The sequence below is a fragment of the Streptomyces sp. BBFR2 genome, from assembly GCF_044497305.1.
GTDB lineage: Bacteria > Actinomycetota > Actinomycetes > Streptomycetales > Streptomycetaceae > Streptomyces.
The window spans coordinates 1900999-1915517 of record NZ_CP172415.1 but is presented as its reverse complement, the minus strand read 5'-3'; the positions used below and the strand labels follow the sequence as shown (position 1 = coordinate 1915517).

At 74.6% G+C, this 14519-nt stretch carries 9 protein-coding genes; 3 read left to right on the top strand and 6 right to left on the bottom strand.

Annotated features, from left to right (window positions below):
* Nucleotides 1–117: 117 nt before the first annotated feature.
* Nucleotides 118–1143, top strand: a complete 1026-nt coding sequence (locus tag ACGH2B_RS06885; RefSeq protein ID WP_399085650.1) for an ATP-dependent 6-phosphofructokinase — start codon at nucleotides 118–120, stop codon at nucleotides 1141–1143.
* Between the two features lie 118 nt (nucleotides 1144–1261).
* On the opposite strand, the gene ACGH2B_RS06880 is transcribed toward ACGH2B_RS06885, so the two are convergent.
* From ACGH2B_RS06880 to ACGH2B_RS06865, 4 genes are all read right to left on the bottom strand, one after another.
* The gene (locus ACGH2B_RS06880) at nucleotides 1262–3811 is read right to left on the bottom strand and encodes an ABC transporter permease (protein ID WP_399085648.1); all 2550 of its coding nucleotides are present in this window, start codon (nucleotides 3809–3811) and stop codon (nucleotides 1262–1264) included.
* Between the two features lie 65 nt (nucleotides 3812–3876).
* Nucleotides 3877–4659, bottom strand: coding sequence for an ABC transporter ATP-binding protein (locus tag ACGH2B_RS06875; RefSeq protein ID WP_399085645.1), 783 nt, complete (start codon nucleotides 4657–4659; stop codon nucleotides 3877–3879).
* A 437-nt stretch (nucleotides 4660–5096) separates the two neighbouring features.
* Nucleotides 5097–5777 (bottom strand): response regulator, encoded by a 681-nt coding sequence (locus ACGH2B_RS06870; protein ID WP_399085642.1) that lies wholly within the window; start codon nucleotides 5775–5777, stop codon nucleotides 5097–5099.
* On the bottom strand, nucleotides 5774–7408 hold the full coding sequence (locus tag ACGH2B_RS06865) for an ATP-binding protein (RefSeq protein ID WP_399096767.1): 1635 nt from the start codon (nucleotides 7406–7408) through the stop codon (nucleotides 5774–5776). The genes ACGH2B_RS06870 and ACGH2B_RS06865 overlap by 4 nt, the downstream gene beginning before the upstream one ends.
* 212 nt (nucleotides 7409–7620) lie before the next feature.
* On the opposite strand from ACGH2B_RS06865, the gene ACGH2B_RS06860 reads away from it, so the two are divergent.
* Together ACGH2B_RS06860 and ACGH2B_RS06855 are read left to right on the top strand one after the other, a co-directional pair.
* On the top strand, nucleotides 7621–9021 hold the full coding sequence (locus ACGH2B_RS06860; protein WP_399085639.1) for a cation:dicarboxylate symporter family transporter: 1401 nt from the start codon (nucleotides 7621–7623) through the stop codon (nucleotides 9019–9021).
* 491 nt (nucleotides 9022–9512) lie between these two features.
* Nucleotides 9513–10073: a DUF4259 domain-containing protein gene (locus ACGH2B_RS06855; protein ID WP_399085636.1), complete on the top strand. Its 561-nt coding sequence runs from the start codon at nucleotides 9513–9515 to the stop codon at nucleotides 10071–10073.
* A 167-nt stretch (nucleotides 10074–10240) separates the two neighbouring features.
* Here the strand turns inward: ACGH2B_RS06855 and glgB are convergent, their stop codons facing one another.
* Nucleotides 10241–12661 carry a 1,4-alpha-glucan branching enzyme gene (gene glgB, locus ACGH2B_RS06850; protein WP_399085633.1) on the bottom strand — a complete coding sequence of 807 codons (2421 nt, stop codon included), beginning with the start codon at nucleotides 12659–12661 and terminating at the stop codon, nucleotides 10241–10243.
* Nucleotides 12662–12977: 316 nt separating this feature from the next.
* Nucleotides 12978–14420, bottom strand: coding sequence for a maltokinase (locus ACGH2B_RS06845; RefSeq protein ID WP_399085630.1), 1443 nt, complete (start codon nucleotides 14418–14420; stop codon nucleotides 12978–12980).
* Nucleotides 14421–14519: the final 99 nt, after the last annotated feature.

Below are 14519 nucleotides of genomic sequence, written 5' to 3'. Positions count from 1 at the left end.
GAGGGGACGGGCCCGGAGAAGGGCGGGGCGCCGGGCGGGTGAGGGCGGGCCCCGAGGCCCCGTGAAAGAATCGGAATCGGCCGCGTGACCGACAGCGAGCACAGGAGACAGAGCACGATGCGTATCGGAGTCCTCACCGCAGGCGGCGACTGCCCCGGCCTGAACGCTGTGATCAGGTCCGTCGTGCACCGCGCCCTGACCGGCCACGGCGATGAGGTCATCGGCTTCGAGGACGGCTTCAAGGGACTGCTCGACGGGCGCTACCGCAAGCTCGACCTGGACGCCGTCAGCGGCATCCTGGCCCGCGGCGGCACCATCCTCGGCTCCGCCCGCCTGGAGCGCGCCCGGCTGCGCGAGGCGTGCGAGAACGCCAAGGACTTCTCCCGCGAGCACGGCATCGACGTCCTCATCCCGATCGGCGGCGAGGGCACCCTGACCGCCGCCCGGATGCTGTCGGACGCCGGGCTGCCGGTCGTCGGCGTCCCCAAGACGATCGACAACGACATCTCCTCCACCGACCGCACCTTCGGCTTCGACACCGCCGTGGGCGTCGCCACCGAGGCCATCGACCGGCTCAAGACCACCGCCGAATCGCACCAGCGGGTGATGGTCGTCGAGGTCATGGGACGGCACGCCGGGTGGATCGCCCTGGAGTCCGGGATGGCCGGCGGCGCCCACGGCATCTGCCTGCCGGAGCGCGAGTTCGATGTGAACGACCTGGTCCGGATGGTCGAGGAGCGGTTCTCGCGCGGTAAGAAGTTCGCCGTGATCTGCGTCGCCGAGGGCGCCCACCCCGCGCCCGGCACGATGGACTACAAGAAGGGCGCCATCGACCAGTACGGCCACGAGCGGTTCTCCGGCATCGGCAACGCCCTCGCCGTCGAGCTGGAGAAGCGCCTCGGCAAGGAGGCGCGGCCGGTCATTCTCGGCCACGTCCAGCGCGGCGGCACCCCCACCGCGTACGACCGGGTCCTCGCCACCCGCTTCGGCTGGCACGCCGTCGAGGCGGCGCACCGCGGGGAGTACGGGAAGATGACGGCGCTGCGCGGCACGGACGTGACGATGGTGCCGCTCGCCGACGCCGTCACCGAGCTGAAGCGGGTCCCCGCCGACCGGATGCGGGAGGCCGAGTCGGTCTTCTGACCGGCGGCTCCGTGCGGATACGGCGGGCGGGTCCGCGGGCCCGCGCCCGTGGGAGGAAACGGCGGCGGCGCGCCTCCCCGGCCGGGGAAGGCGCGCCGCCGCCGTCGTCGTGCGGGCGTCACTGGGAGCCGATGGCCTGAAGCATGTTCAGCTTCGCCGCGCGGCGGGCCGGCCAGAGCGCGGCCAGGAGGCCCACCGCCAGCGCGATCCCCGCGAACAGCGCCAGACGGCCCCACGGCAGCAGCGTGGTGTAGGGCTCCCACTCCGAGCTGAGCAGGGAGCCGCCGGCCCAGGAGAGGAAGAGGCCCACGCCGATGCCGAGCACCGCGCCGAAGAGCGAGATGACGACCGACTCCAGCCGGACCATCTGCTTGATCCCGGTCCGCGCCAGGCCGATGGCGCGCAGCATCCCGATCTCCCGGGTCCGCTCGAACACCGACATCGCCAGGGTGTTGATCACGCCGACCACCGCGATGACGATGGCCATGCCCAGCAGGCCGTAGACGATGTTCACCAGCATGCCGATCGGGCCGGACGCCTCCTTGCGCAGCTCCTCGCGGCTTTGCACCTTCATCAGAGGGCTGTCGCCGAAGGCGTGCCGCAGTTGTGCCGCCATCTCATCGGACGGGCCGCCGGCGGTCTTGACCAGCACCTTGTCGTCCTGCGCCCGCGGCATGTGCGCGGCGACCGCGGCCATGTCGGAGATCGCGTCACCGGCGACGTCGTTGTTCCGGTAGACCGCGGCGATCTTCAGCCGTTCCGACTTCTCGTCGAAGAACCGGCCGCTCACCACGGAGCCGGTGTGCCAGCCGCCTTCCTTCGCGACGGACTCGGACACCGCGATGTCGCCGGGGCGTACCGCGTCCAGCGAGCCCTGGACGAAGGTGAGCCGGGTGACCTTGCCGATCGCGGCCAGGTCGGTGCCGTTGAGGTAGAAGGCCCGGCTGCCGGCGACGACGCCGGTACCGCGCTGCGGGGCGATCGCCTCGACGCCGGGCACCTGGGCCGCCTTCGCCGACAGCTTCGGGTCCATACCGGACGACGTGGACGTGGAGACCTGGTAGTCGGCGGTCATCTGCGTCTCGGTGAGCTGGTCGATGGCGGCCTGCGCGGAGTACCCGGTGACGGTCATGCCGGTGATCAGGGTGAGGCCGATCATCAGCGCCGAGCCGGTCGCGGCGGTGCGGCGCGGGTTGCGGAGCGCGTTCTCCTTGGCGAGCTTGCCGACCGTGCCGAACAGCCGGGTGGTGGCCAGCCCGCACAGGGCGACCAGCGGCCGCGACAGCAGCGGCGCCAGGATGATCACGCCGACCATGGTCAGCGCGGAGCCCCCCATCGCGATCGGCAGGTCGTCGCTGGACGTCAGCGTCGAGACCCAGATCATGAGGGCCACACCGATGCCGGTGATGACGGCGCCCACGATGTTGCGCAGCACCAGGCTGCGCGGGGCCGGCTGGGTGTCGACGGTGCTCAGCGCCTCCACCGGCGCGATCTTCGCCGCCTTGCGGGACGGCAGCCACGCGGCCAGGACCGTCACCACGACGCCGGTGGCCAGTGAGGCGAGGACCGCGACGGGACCGATGACGAGCGGACCGTCCGGGAGCCCGGCGTCGTTGGCGTTGAGTACCGCGCGGATGCCCAGGGCGATGCCGACGCCGAGCGCCAGCCCGATGACGGACGCGATCAGGCCCAGGACCGTCGCCTCGATGAGGACCGAGCGCACCACCTGGCGGCGCGAGGCGCCGACCGCGCGCAGCAGCGCGATCTCGCGGGTGCGCTGGGAGATCAGCATGGTGAAGGTGTTGGCGATGATGAAGACGCCGACGAACAGCGCGATCCCGGCGAAGGTCAGCAGCGTCGTGGTCAGCGCCCTGTTCTGCTCGGCGAGCCGGTCGCTCTGCTCCGCGGCGAGCTGCTCGCCGCTGGTGACGGTGAAGTCCTCCTCGGACGGCATCAGCTTCTTGATCCGGTCGGTCAGCGCCTGCTGGTCGGTGCCGGGAGCCGCCGCCACCACCAGCTCGTCGTACTGGCCGGGGTGGAGGTAGAGCCGCTGTGCGGTCGCGGTGTCCAGGAGGGTCAGCGAACCGCCGGCGGTCACCTGCGGGTCGTCGGTGGAGATGAGGCCGACCAGCTTCTTCGTCAGCACCGGGCCGTTGGTGGCGAACCGCACGGAGTCGCCGATCCGGTAGCCGGCGCGCCGCGCGGTGTCCTCGGCCAGCGCCAGCTCGCCCGCGCCGGACGGGCCGCGGCCGGCGGCCAGCGGGTAGCGGCTGTCCTTGCCGTCCTCGCCCGGCTGGTAGTTGACGGCGCGGTTCTGCCACGCGTCGCCGACCGGCTCGCCGTCCTTGCCGGCGATGACCGCCGTGCCGGCGATGTCGGTCCGTACGGCGCTCACCCCGGGCAGGGCGCGGACCTGCTCCGCGGACTTGTCGGTGAGGCGGGTGGTGTGGCGGCCGTCCGGGGTGTCGGTGACCTCCACCGGCATGCCCTGGACGGAGACCGCCACGCCGTCGAGGTTCTTGGCGGAGGCGTTCTTGAGGGCGTTGCCGACGGTGTCGCTGAAGACGAGGGTGCCGGAGACGAAGGCGACGCCGAGGAGGACCGCGAGCACGGTCATCATCAGACGGGTCTTGTGCGCGAAGAGGTTGCGCACGGCTGTTCGGAACATGGTGTGTCAGTCCTGGGGCCGGGTGCTCGGATGGGGTGGCGGTGCGGTGCGGCGCGGGACCGGTGTCACTGCGTACGGCCGCGGCCGTCGAAGCGCCGCATACGGTCCAGGACGGCGTCCGAGGTGGGCTCGTACAGCTCCTCGACGATGCGGCCGTCGGCGAGGAAGACGACGCGGTCGGCGTAGCCCGCGGCGACCGGGTCGTGGGTGACCATCACGACGGTCTGGCCCATGGCGCGTACCGACTCCCGGAGGAAGCCCAGGACCTCGGCGCCGGAGCGGGAGTCGAGGTTGCCGGTCGGCTCGTCCGCGAAGATGATCTCCGGCCGGGCGACCAGGGCGCGGGCGACCGCGACGCGCTGCTGCTGGCCGCCGGAGAGCTGGCTGGGGCGGTGGGAGAGGCGTCCGGACAGGCCGACCGTCTCGATGACCGCGTTCATCCACTGCGGGTCGGGCTTGCGGCCCGCGATGTCCATCGGGAGCGTGATGTTCTCGGCGGCGGTCAGCGTCGGCAGCAGGTTGAACGCCTGGAAGATGAAGCCGATCTTGTCGCGGCGCAGCCGGGTGAGCTTCTTCTCGTTGAGCGATCCCAGCTCCACGTCCCCGATACGCACCGAGCCGGACGAGAGCGTGTCGAGCCCGGCCATGCAGTGCATCAGCGTCGACTTGCCGGAGCCGGACGGGCCCATGATCGCGGTGAACTGGCCGGCGGCGAAGTCGACGGAGACCGCGTCCAGCGCCACCACCTGCGTCTCGCCCGCGCCGTAGACCTTGCTGAGGGATGCCGCGCGGGCGGCGACACCGGGTGTCGCGAGAGTGGGGGTGGGGGCGGCGGCCGCGTAGGACACGGGAACTCCTGGGAACGGGACGGTCGATGTGTTCCCATCCTCGGCCGCGGTACCGCCCCGGGGCGTCGCCCGCTGGGAGTGAAAGCGGTACCGGCCGGAAGTCCCACGCCGGGCCCGCCGGTCCCTCTCAGGGGGGACGGCCGTCCGCCCAGGGAGTGAGGACCACGGGCCCAGTCCCGCTCTGTGGCGGGGTCACCGCGTTTCCGCCGCACGGCGGTTGGCGGGGCGCGCTCGCCGGGTGCGCCGCGGTGTGCGGGACGTACCCGCACAACGGGCCCGGGGCGGCGTGGAGTTCCCGGCCGGGGCGTGACGGGCACGGGGCCGGAGGGCCGGTCGGCCGGGGTCCGTCCGCCGCCGCCGGGGGGGGCGCGTACGGCCGGCCGCCGGGTGCCCCATCCGGGGAGGCAGCCGGTCGCACCGCCCCGGATGCCGCCCCGCTACCGCTCCGACCAGCGGTAACGCAGCTCCGGGCGGCCCACCTGGCCGTACTGCGGGGCGCGGGCCGCCCGGCCCGTCTCCACCAGGTGTTCCAGGTAGCGGCGGGCGGTGATCCGCGAGATGCCGACGCCGGCGCCGGTCTCGGTGGCCGACAGGCCGTCGGCGGCGGCGCGCAGCGCGTCGGTGACCGCCCGCAGCGTCGCGGAGGTCAGCCCCTTGGGCAGCGCCGCCGGGCGCGGGGCGCGCAGCTCGGCGATGGCGCGGTCCACCTCGTCCTGCCCGCTGGCCTCGCCCGCGGTGGAGCGGAACGCGGCGTAGCGCTGGAGCCGGTCGCGCAGCGTCGCGAAGGTGAACGGCTTGAGCAGGTACTGCACCACGCCCAGCGACACCCCCTCGCGCACCATCGTCAGATCGCGCGCCGAGGTGACCGCGATGACGTCCGCGCCGTGCCCGGCGCCGCGCAGCGTCCGCATGAGCTGGAGCCCGTGACCGTCCGGCAGATACAGGTCGAGCAGGAGCAGATCGACGGTGTGGTGGTCGAGGTGGCGGCGGGCGTCCGCGCCGGAGTGCACCGTGCCCGAGACGGCGAAACCGGGCACCCGTCCCACGTACAGGGTGTGCGCGGCGGCGGCCACCGGGTCGTCCTCGACGACGAGAACCTTGATGTCGGGGCTGGTCATACGGTGCCTCCGTCCGTCGTGTCCCGCAGCGGCAGCCGGACGGTGAACCGCGCGCCGCCCTCCGGCGCCCGGTCGAGGGTGAGGGTGCCGCCGTTGCGCCGCACCGCCTGCCGCACGAGGGCCAGACCCAGCCCCCGGCCGCGCCCCGGGGCGCCCGCCACGGGCCGCTTGCTGCTCCAGCCGCGCCGGAAGATCTCCGCCGCGCTCTCCTCGGGGACGCCGGGCCCGTTGTCCGCCACGCACAGCAGCAGTTCGCCGCCTTCCGAGCGGGCGGTGACGGTGACCCGCGGCGGAGCGGCTGGTCCGCCGGGGTCATCGGTCCGCGGGGGCGCGGCGCCCGAGGTGGCGTCCGGCGCCGCCGCGTCCAGCGCGTTGTCGATGAGGTTGCCCACCACCGTCACCAGGTCCCGGGCGGGCAGGTGCGGCGGCAGCAGCCCGTCGTCGATCCGGCTGTCGGCGGACAGCACCAGCTCCGCGCCGTGCTCGTTGGCCTGCGCCGCCTTGCCCAGCAGCAGGGCGGCGAGGACCGGTTCGGCGACCGCGCCGACGACCTGGTCGGTCAGCGCCTGCGCCAGCTCCAGCTCCGCGGTGGCGAACTCCACCGCCTCGTCGGCGCGGCCCAGTTCGATCAGCGACACCACCGTGTGCAGCCGGTTGGCGGCCTCGTGCGCCTGCGACCGCAGAGCCTCGGCGAACCCGCGTACCGAGTCCAGCTCGCCGGACAGCGCCTGGAGTTCGGTGTGGTCGCGCAGCGTGATGACGCTGCCGCGGCGCTCCCCGCCGGAGACCGGCGCGGAGTTGACGACCAGGACCCGCTCGTCCGTCAGATGCAGCTCGTCACGGAGCGGACCCGGCGCGGTCAGCGCCGCCGCCAGCGGCGCGGGCAGCCCCAGCTCCGCCACCGGGCGGCCCACCACCCCACCGCGCACCCCGAGAAGTTCCCGGGCGCCGTCGTTGAGCAGTGAGATGCGCCGCTGCCCGTCGAGCATCAGCAGCCCCTCGCGCACCGCGTGCAGCGCCGCCTGGTGGTAGTCGTGCATCCGGCTCAGCTCGGCGGCGTTCATCCCGTGGGTGTGCCGCCGCAGCCGGGCGTTGATGACGTACGTCCCGAGCCCGCCCAGCGCCAGCGCCGCCGTGGCGACCGCGACCAGCGCCAGCACCTGATCGCGCAGTTGCTCGCTGATGGTGGCGATGGTGATGCCGGAACTGACCAGCGCGGTGACGCGGTCGCCGTGCGCGTGGTCGCGGACCGGCGCGATGACCCGCACCGACGGCCCCAGTACGCCCGGATGCGTCTCCGCGAACGTCTCGCCGCGCAGCGCCCGCGCGGTGTGGCCGAGGTACTTCCGGCCGATCGCGTCCGGTTCGGGGTGCGTCCAGCGGGTGCCGTCCGGCGCCATGATGACGACGAAGTCCACGCCCGCGTCGCGCCGCAGCCGCTCGGTGTACGGCTGGAGCACCGCCGTGGGGTCGGCGGTGCGGGCGGCGGCGATCACCGCGGGCGAGTCGGCGACCGCCGTCGTCACCGCCGTCGTCTGCCGCCGCGCGGTCTCCTTCGCCTGCTGCCCGGCGCTGACGTACGCGAAGACCACGCAGCCCGCGACGACCACGGTGACCAGCAGGACCTGCATCGCGAAGAGCTGCCCGGCGAGGCTGCGGGGGCGGCGCGGACGCCAGGGCGACCGCGGGAGGGCGGGGTGCATGCAAACAGTCTGCCCGGTCACTTTTACGTGAACGAAATGCACGTAAGGGTGACGCACGCCACACGTGGGGTGCATAGTCGCCGGGATTCGTTGCGCCCGAGCCGCAGATCCGCGCGCAACCGTAGAGCGAGGAGGCAGCCGTGGCTGCAAAGACGCCGCCGTCCGGCGGTACCACCGGGGAGAGCGCGCCGAAGAAGCGGGACCGGACGCATTTCCTGTACATCGCCGTGATCGCCGCGGTGCTGCTCGGTATCGCCGTGGGCTTCATCGCCCCCGGGGTCGCCGTCGAGCTGAAGCCGCTCGGCACCGGGTTCGTGAACCTCATCAAGATGATGATCTCGCCGGTCATCTTCTGCACGATCGTGCTGGGCGTCGGTTCGGTCCGCAAGGCGGCCAAGGTCGGCGCGGTCGGCGGTCTCGCCCTCGGCTACTTCATGGTGATGTCCACCGTCGCCCTCGCCATCGGTCTGGTCGTCGGCAACATCCTGGAGCCCGGTTCGGGGCTGCACCTGACCGAGACGGTCCGCCACGCGGGCCAGGCGCAGACCGAGGGCGGCGGCGAGTCCACCGCCGACTTCCTCCTCGGCATGATCCCGAAGACGCTGGTCTCCGCCTTCACCCAGGGCGAGGTTCTCCAGACGCTGCTGGTCGCGCTGCTCGTCGGCTTCGGTCTGCAGTCGCTGGGCAAGGCGGGCGAGCCGGTGCTGCGCGGCGTCGGGCACCTGCAGAAGCTGATCTTCCGCGTGCTGTCGATGATCATGTGGGTGGCGCCGGTCGGTGCCTTCGGCGCCATCGCCGCGGTGGTCGGCGAGACCGGTGTGGACGCGCTGAAGTCGCTCGCCGTGATCATGGTCGGCTTCTACGTCACCTGCCTGCTCTTCGTGATCGTCGTCCTGGGCACGCTGCTGCGCCTCTTCGCCAAGGTGAACATCTTCCTGCTGCTGAAGTACCTCGCGCGGGAGTTCCTGCTGATCCTGTCCACCTCCTCCTCGGAGTCGGCGCTGCCGCGGCTGATCGCCAAGATGGAGCACCTGGGCGTCAGCAAGCCGGTGGTCGGCATCACCGTCCCGACCGGCTACAGCTTCAACCTCGACGGCACCGCCATCTACCTGACGATGTCCGCGCTGTTCGTCGCCGAGGCGATGGGGCAGCCGCTCGCCCTGGGGCAGCAGATCTCCCTCCTCGTCTTCATGATCATCGCGTCGAAGGGAGCCGCCGGCGTCACCGGCGCGGGCCTGGCCACCCTCGCCGGCGGCCTCCAGTCGCACCGCCCCGAACTGGTCGACGGCGTCGGCCTGATCGTCGGCATCGACCGCTTCATGAGCGAGGCGCGGGCGCTCACCAACTTCGCCGGCAACGCCGTCGCCACGGTCCTCATCGGCACCTGGACCAAGGAGATCGACAAGGGCCGGGTGGGCGAGGTCCTCGCCGGCCGCCTCCCCTTCGACGAGGCGACCCTCACCGACGACCACGGCGCCCCCGCCCCCGCCGACGACGCCCCGCGCGCGGACGACGGGACGAAGGAGCCCGCCGGGGTCTGAGGGCGTCCGGTCCGAGGGCGTCCGCCGGGGGCGAGTGGGACCCGCCGGGGCCGAGCGGGTCCGCCGGGGTCGAGCGGGTCCGCCGGGGTCGAGCGGGGCCGGTCGGGGCCGGTCGGTGGCGCGGGCCCCGTCGCCGGGTGACGGTGCCGGGCGTGCCGTGCGGCGGCGCGGTTCCCGGGCCGGGCGTGCCACGTGAGGGTGCGGTTCCCCCCTTTCCCTGGCGCCGTCCGCGTGGCGCGGGGCCGTCCGCGCCGTGTTCCACCGCCGTACGGGGCGGGTGCCTTCGGGCACTCGCCCCGTACGGGGTTTTCCGCTCCGCTCCTTTTCTCTCTCGCTCCCTTCCCACCTGCGGATATGCGGGGCGGTGTGCCGTCTTCCGGCCTTGTCGCGCGTTCGCCGGACGGCCGTTGTCAGTGGGGTGCGGCACCATGCGGGGGACGGGTTGAGCGCGGCCGGTGGTGCACCGGCCGCCGGTGGACGAGGAGCGGGGCATGGGCACATGGGGGACGGGTCCGTTCGGTGGCGACGCCGCGGCGGACCTCGTGGTGCGGCTGGGCGCGCTGCCGGAGAACCGCCGCCTCTTCGCGGTACGCACGGCGCTGGCCGACGCCGTCGAGGAGCGCTGGTACCTGGACGCGCCGGAGGGTGAGACGGCGGTGGCCGCCGCCGCCCTGCTGGCCGCCGCCCGGCCGGACGCGGGCGGTACGACGCCGGGCGGTGCGGGCGAGTTCTGCGCCGGTACGGCGGGTGCGGGTCCGGCCGGGGACGCCGGGGCCGGGGCCGGGGCGGGTGCGGCCGGGGCGGCGGGTTCGGGCGGCGCCGGTGCGCCCGATGCCGTCGGGTGCGGGGGTGCGGCGGTGTCCGTCCCGCGCTGTGTCATACCGCAGCCGTCGCCCGAGTTGACCGGCCTCGCCGTCCGCGCCCTGGACCGGGTGCTCGCCCCCGATTCCGAGCTGGCCGAGCTGTGGGACGAGTCGGACGCCGGACCGCAGTGGCGCGCCTCGGTCGCCGGACTGCGGGCCGCACTCGGACCGGCCGCCGAGCGGGTCTGAGCGGAGCGGGGGCGGGGCCCGGCCGGGGCGCCGGGGCCACGGTGTGCGGGGCGGCCCGGCGCCGGCGGTGCCCGGGGGCGTCCGCCGCGGGTCCGCCTCGCACCGTCCCGCCGCGCTCCGTCCCGCCCCGCACCGGTCCGCCGTGCTCCGTCCGCCCGCCGTATCCCTCACCCCGGGCGCAGCCAGAGCGTCGCCAGCGGCGGCAGGGTGACGCTGAGCGAGGTCTCCCTCCCGTGCGCGGGCACCGGCTCCGGGGTCAGCGGGCCGGGGTTGCCGACCCCGCCGCCGCCGTAGCGGGCGGCGTCGGTGTTCAGGACCTCGCGCCAGGTGGCGGCGGTGTCCGGGACGCCGAGCCGGTAGCCCTCGCGGACCACGGGGGAGTAGTGGGCGACGGCCAGCAGCGGGGAGCCGTCGGCGGCGAAGCGCAGGAAGGCGAAGACGTTGTCCTCGGCGGCGTCCGCGTCGATCCACGCGAAGCCCGCCGGATCGGCGTCCCGCTCCCACAGTGCGGGCGCCGCCGCGTAGCCCCGGTTCAGCTCGCGCACCAGATCCCGCACCCCGCGGTGGTCCGCCTCCGCCGCGTACGACGGATCCAGCAGCCACCAGTCCGGGCCGTGCCGTTCGGCCCACTCCGCGCCCTGGGCGAATTCCTGGCCCATGAAGAGGAGCTGCTTGCCGGGATGGGCCCACATGTGGCCGAGGTAGGCGCGGTGGGTGGCGCGCCGCTGCCACCAGTCGCCCGGCATCTTGGAGACCAGCGACCGTTTGCCGTGCACCACCTCGTCGTGCGAGATCGGCAGCAGATAGTTCTCGGCGTACGCGTAGACCATCGGGAAGGTCATCTCGCCGTGGTGGTGGCGGCGGTGCACCGGCTCCTTGACGGCGTACCCGAGGGAGTCGTGCATCCAGCCCATGTTCCACTTCAGGTCGAAACCCAGCCCGCCCGGACCGCTCTGCCCCGGCTCGTCGGCGGCGCGGGTGACGCCCTCCCAGGCGGTGGACTCCTCGGCGACGGTGACCACGCCGGGGCAGCGGCGGTGCAAGGTGGCGTTCAGTTGCTGGAGGAAGGCGACGGCGTCGAGGTTCTCCCGCCCGCCGTGGACGTTCGGCGTCCAACTGCCCGGCGCCCGCGAGTAGTCGAGATAGAGCATCGACGCGACGGCGTCCACCCGCAGCCCGTCGATGTGGAACTCCTCGCACCAGTAGACCGCGTTGGCGACGAGGAAGGCGCGGACCTCGGCCCGCCCGTAGTCGAACTCCAGCGTCCCCCAGTCCGGGTGCGCGGCCCGCTCCGGGTCCGGGTGCTCGTACAGCGGCCGCCCGTCGAACTCCGCCAGCGCCCAGTCGTCGCGGGGGAAGTGCGCGGGCACCCAGTCGATCAGCACCCCGATCCCGGCGCGGTGCAGCGCGTCGACGAGATACCGGAAGTCGTCCGGCGTGCCCATCCGGGCGGTCGGCGCGTAGTAGCCGGTGACCTGGTAGCCCCAGGAGCCGCCGAAGGGGTGCTCGGCCGGCGGCATGAACTCCACATGTGTGAAGCCGAGGTCCTGGACGTACGCGGGCAACTGCCCGGCGAGCTGACGGTACGTCAGCCCGGGGCGCCAGGACGGCAGGTGCACCTCGTAGACGGAGAACGGCACGGTGTGCGGCGGGCGGGCGCCGCGCGCGGCCATCCAGGCACCGTCCCGCCACTCGTGGTGCGTGACGTCGATGACCGAGGCGGTGGCCGGCGGGCACTCCGTGCGCCGGGCCATCGGGTCGGCGCGCAGCGTGTGCGAACCGTCCGGCCGGGTGATCTCGAACTTGTACAGCTCACCCGCGCCGACACCGGGCAGGAACAGCTCCCACACCCCCGAGGCGCCCAGCGAGCGCATCGGGAAGGCGGTGCCGTCCCAGTGGTTGAAGTCCCCGAGGACGCGCACCCCGCGCGCGTTCGGCGCCCAGACGGTGAAGCGGGTGCCGGTGGCGCCCTGATGCGTCAGGACGCGGGCGCCGAGCGCCCGCCACAGCTCCTCGTGCCGCCCCTCGCCCAGCAGCCGCAGATCCGGCTCGCCCAGCGCCGGGAGGAAACCGTACGGATCGCGGACCGTCAGATCCGCGTCCGGATATCCCACCCGCAGTGCGTACGCGGGGACGGCGTCCAGCGGCAGCACCCCGGCGAACAGTCCGTCCCCCTCGGGCCGCAGCACGGCCCGCCGCTCCCCGGTGACGACGGCGACCTCCCGGGCGTACGGCCGCAGCACCCGGAAGAGCACCCCGCCGGGCACCGGCCGCGCCCCGAGCACGGCGTGCGGATCGTGGTGGGCACCGGTCAGCAGCCGGGCGCGTTCCCCGTCGGGGAGGGGGTCCGCGGCCCGTACCGCAGGGCCGGGCGCACCGGCGGGCGGCTCGGCCACGTCGGCGCGGTCTGCCGCCGCACCGGTGACCGGCTCCGGTGCGGCGTCTGCGGGACCGGGCGCGCCGGGTGGCGCCGGGGGCCGGGCCCGCGACACGGGTTCCGCGTCCGGCGCGGCGGCGTCACCGGTCGCCTCCTGGACGGTGACCGGCGGCGCGGGGTCGGCGTGGCGGGTCGGCGGACGGACGGTCATGGGCGGCCTCCTGGGTACGGCGTCGGACGGATGACGGGGGACGGGGGGCGGGACGGGGGCCGCGGGACCCGGCAACGGCACGCCGGTGACCTGCGCGGACACGGCGTCGCGGGCGGCACGAGGCCCCGGCGGCTCCTGCGGGCACGGGTCCCCGGCGGTGCCCACGGACGCGAGGTCCCGGCGCGCCGGAGAGGCGTCCCGGCCGGGCGCCCCGGGGACGTTCGGCGGTGCCCACGGGCGTGGGGCTCCGGCGTGCCACCTCGCCGGGGCGGGGCGCCCAGGGGCACGAGCCCCGGCGCCCGCCCCGGCCGGGGCCTCACCCGCCGCCGGCCAGCCGCCGTACCGCGGCCATCGGTACCGGCAGCCAGTCGGGGCGGTGCCGGGCCTCGTACAGGACCTCGTAGACGGCCTTGTCGGTCTCGTAGGCGCGCAGCAGTTCCGGGGCCGTGCACGGGTCGGGGCCACCGCCCTCCGCGTAGCCGCGGCAGTACGCCTCCCGGGTGCGGCGCGCCCACTCCAGGGACCAGGTGTCGCCGCCCGAGGGGCCGCTGCGGGCCGCGTAGTCGAAGGAGCGGAGCATCGCCGCGACATCGCGGACCGCGGGCTGCGGGCGGCGCCGCTCGGCCAGCGGACGGGCCGGTTCCCCCTCGAAGTCGATCAGCGACCAGCGGCCGGGGCCCCGGGCCGGACGGAGCGTCTGCCCCAGGTGCAGATCGCCGTGGATGCGCTGCGCGGGCCAGCTTCCGCCGCCCCGCCCGGCGGCGGCGAGCGCGTCGAACGCGGCGCGCAGTCCGGTGCGGTACGGCCGCAGGACGGGCACCGCACGGGCGGTGGTCTCCAGCCGGGCGCGCATCCCCGCCGCGATGGACTCCAGTTGCGGACGGCGCAGCGCCGCCGTGGGCAGCGCCCGCGCGAGCGCGGTGTGCACCTCCGCGGTGGCCCGGCCCAGGGACCGCGCCGGGACGGTGAAGTCGGCGCGCCCGGTCAGCGCCGCCCGCGCCAGGTGCCAGCCGTCGGCGCAGCCCGGCAGGAACGGCTGGAGCACACCCAGCGTCGTCGGCTCGCCGCCGCCCGGCGGGCGGGCCTCGAACCACGCGACGGGCGCGGGCACCCGCGGGCACCCCGCCCCGGCCAGCGCGCGCGACAGCTCCAGATCCGGGTTGAGCCCCGGCGTGACCTGCCGGAAGACCTTCAGGATCAGCGTCTCGCCGTAGACCAGGGAGGTGTGGGACTGCTCCGCGGCGAGCGGCCGGCCGGACAGCCGGGGCGGGATCGCGGTGCCCGCCTCCCGGTGGAAGTCCAGCGCCCCGATACGGCCCGGCAGCCGCAGCCGCTCCAGCAGCAGCCCGCACAGGCGCCCGTCGAGCAGCGCGTCGTGGACGGCGTGGCCGCGCAGCGGGCCGCCGGCCGGGCGGCCGATCAGTGCGGGCGCCAGCCGCGGCGGCAGCTCCCGGCCCACCCCCAGCAGCAGTTGGTAGCAGTCACCTCCGGGCGGCGCACCGGCCGCCGGCGTCGTGGCCTGCGCCACGCGGATCAGCAGATGGAGCAGGCCGGGCGGTCCGTCGGCGGCGCGGGGCAGCAGCTCGGTCGCGGAGAGCAGGGTGAAGCCGGTGATCAGCCGCCCGTGCCCGGCGAACCACCGCCGTGTGGGCAGCCAGTCGGCGAGCAGCGGCGCGAGCGAGGACAGCAGACCGGGCGCGGCGGCGGGCGGCGGCCCGCCGGATCCGGGCGGAGCACCGGTCGAGGCGGGGTCCGGCATGGGGCGCGTCCTTTCCCGGGGCACTCGACAGGTCGTGCAAAGTGTCCAGGAATGTCGCGTTCTCCGGGTGGCGACGCGGGCGGCGTACGCCCGGACGGA

Coding starts and splice junctions, on each gene's coding strand:
- ACGH2B_RS06885 (WP_399085650.1), top strand. CDS start 118: ATGCGTATCGGAGTCCTCACCGCAGGCGGCGACTGCCCCGGCCTGAAC.
- ACGH2B_RS06880 (WP_399085648.1), bottom strand. CDS start 3,811: ATGTTCCGAACAGCCGTGCGCAACCTCTTCGCGCACAAGACCCGTCTG.
- ACGH2B_RS06870 (WP_399085642.1), bottom strand. CDS start 5,777: ATGACCAGCCCCGACATCAAGGTTCTCGTCGTCGAGGACGACCCGGTG.
- ACGH2B_RS06865 (WP_399096767.1), bottom strand. CDS start 7,408: ATGCAGGTCCTGCTGGTCACCGTGGTCGTCGCGGGCTGCGTGGTCTTC.
- ACGH2B_RS06855 (WP_399085636.1), top strand. CDS start 9,513: ATGGGCACATGGGGGACGGGTCCGTTCGGTGGCGACGCCGCGGCGGAC.
- glgB (WP_399085633.1), bottom strand. CDS start 12,661: ATGACCGTCCGTCCGCCGACCCGCCACGCCGACCCCGCGCCGCCGGTC.
- ACGH2B_RS06845 (WP_399085630.1), bottom strand. CDS start 14,420: ATGCCGGACCCCGCCTCGACCGGTGCTCCGCCCGGATCCGGCGGGCCG.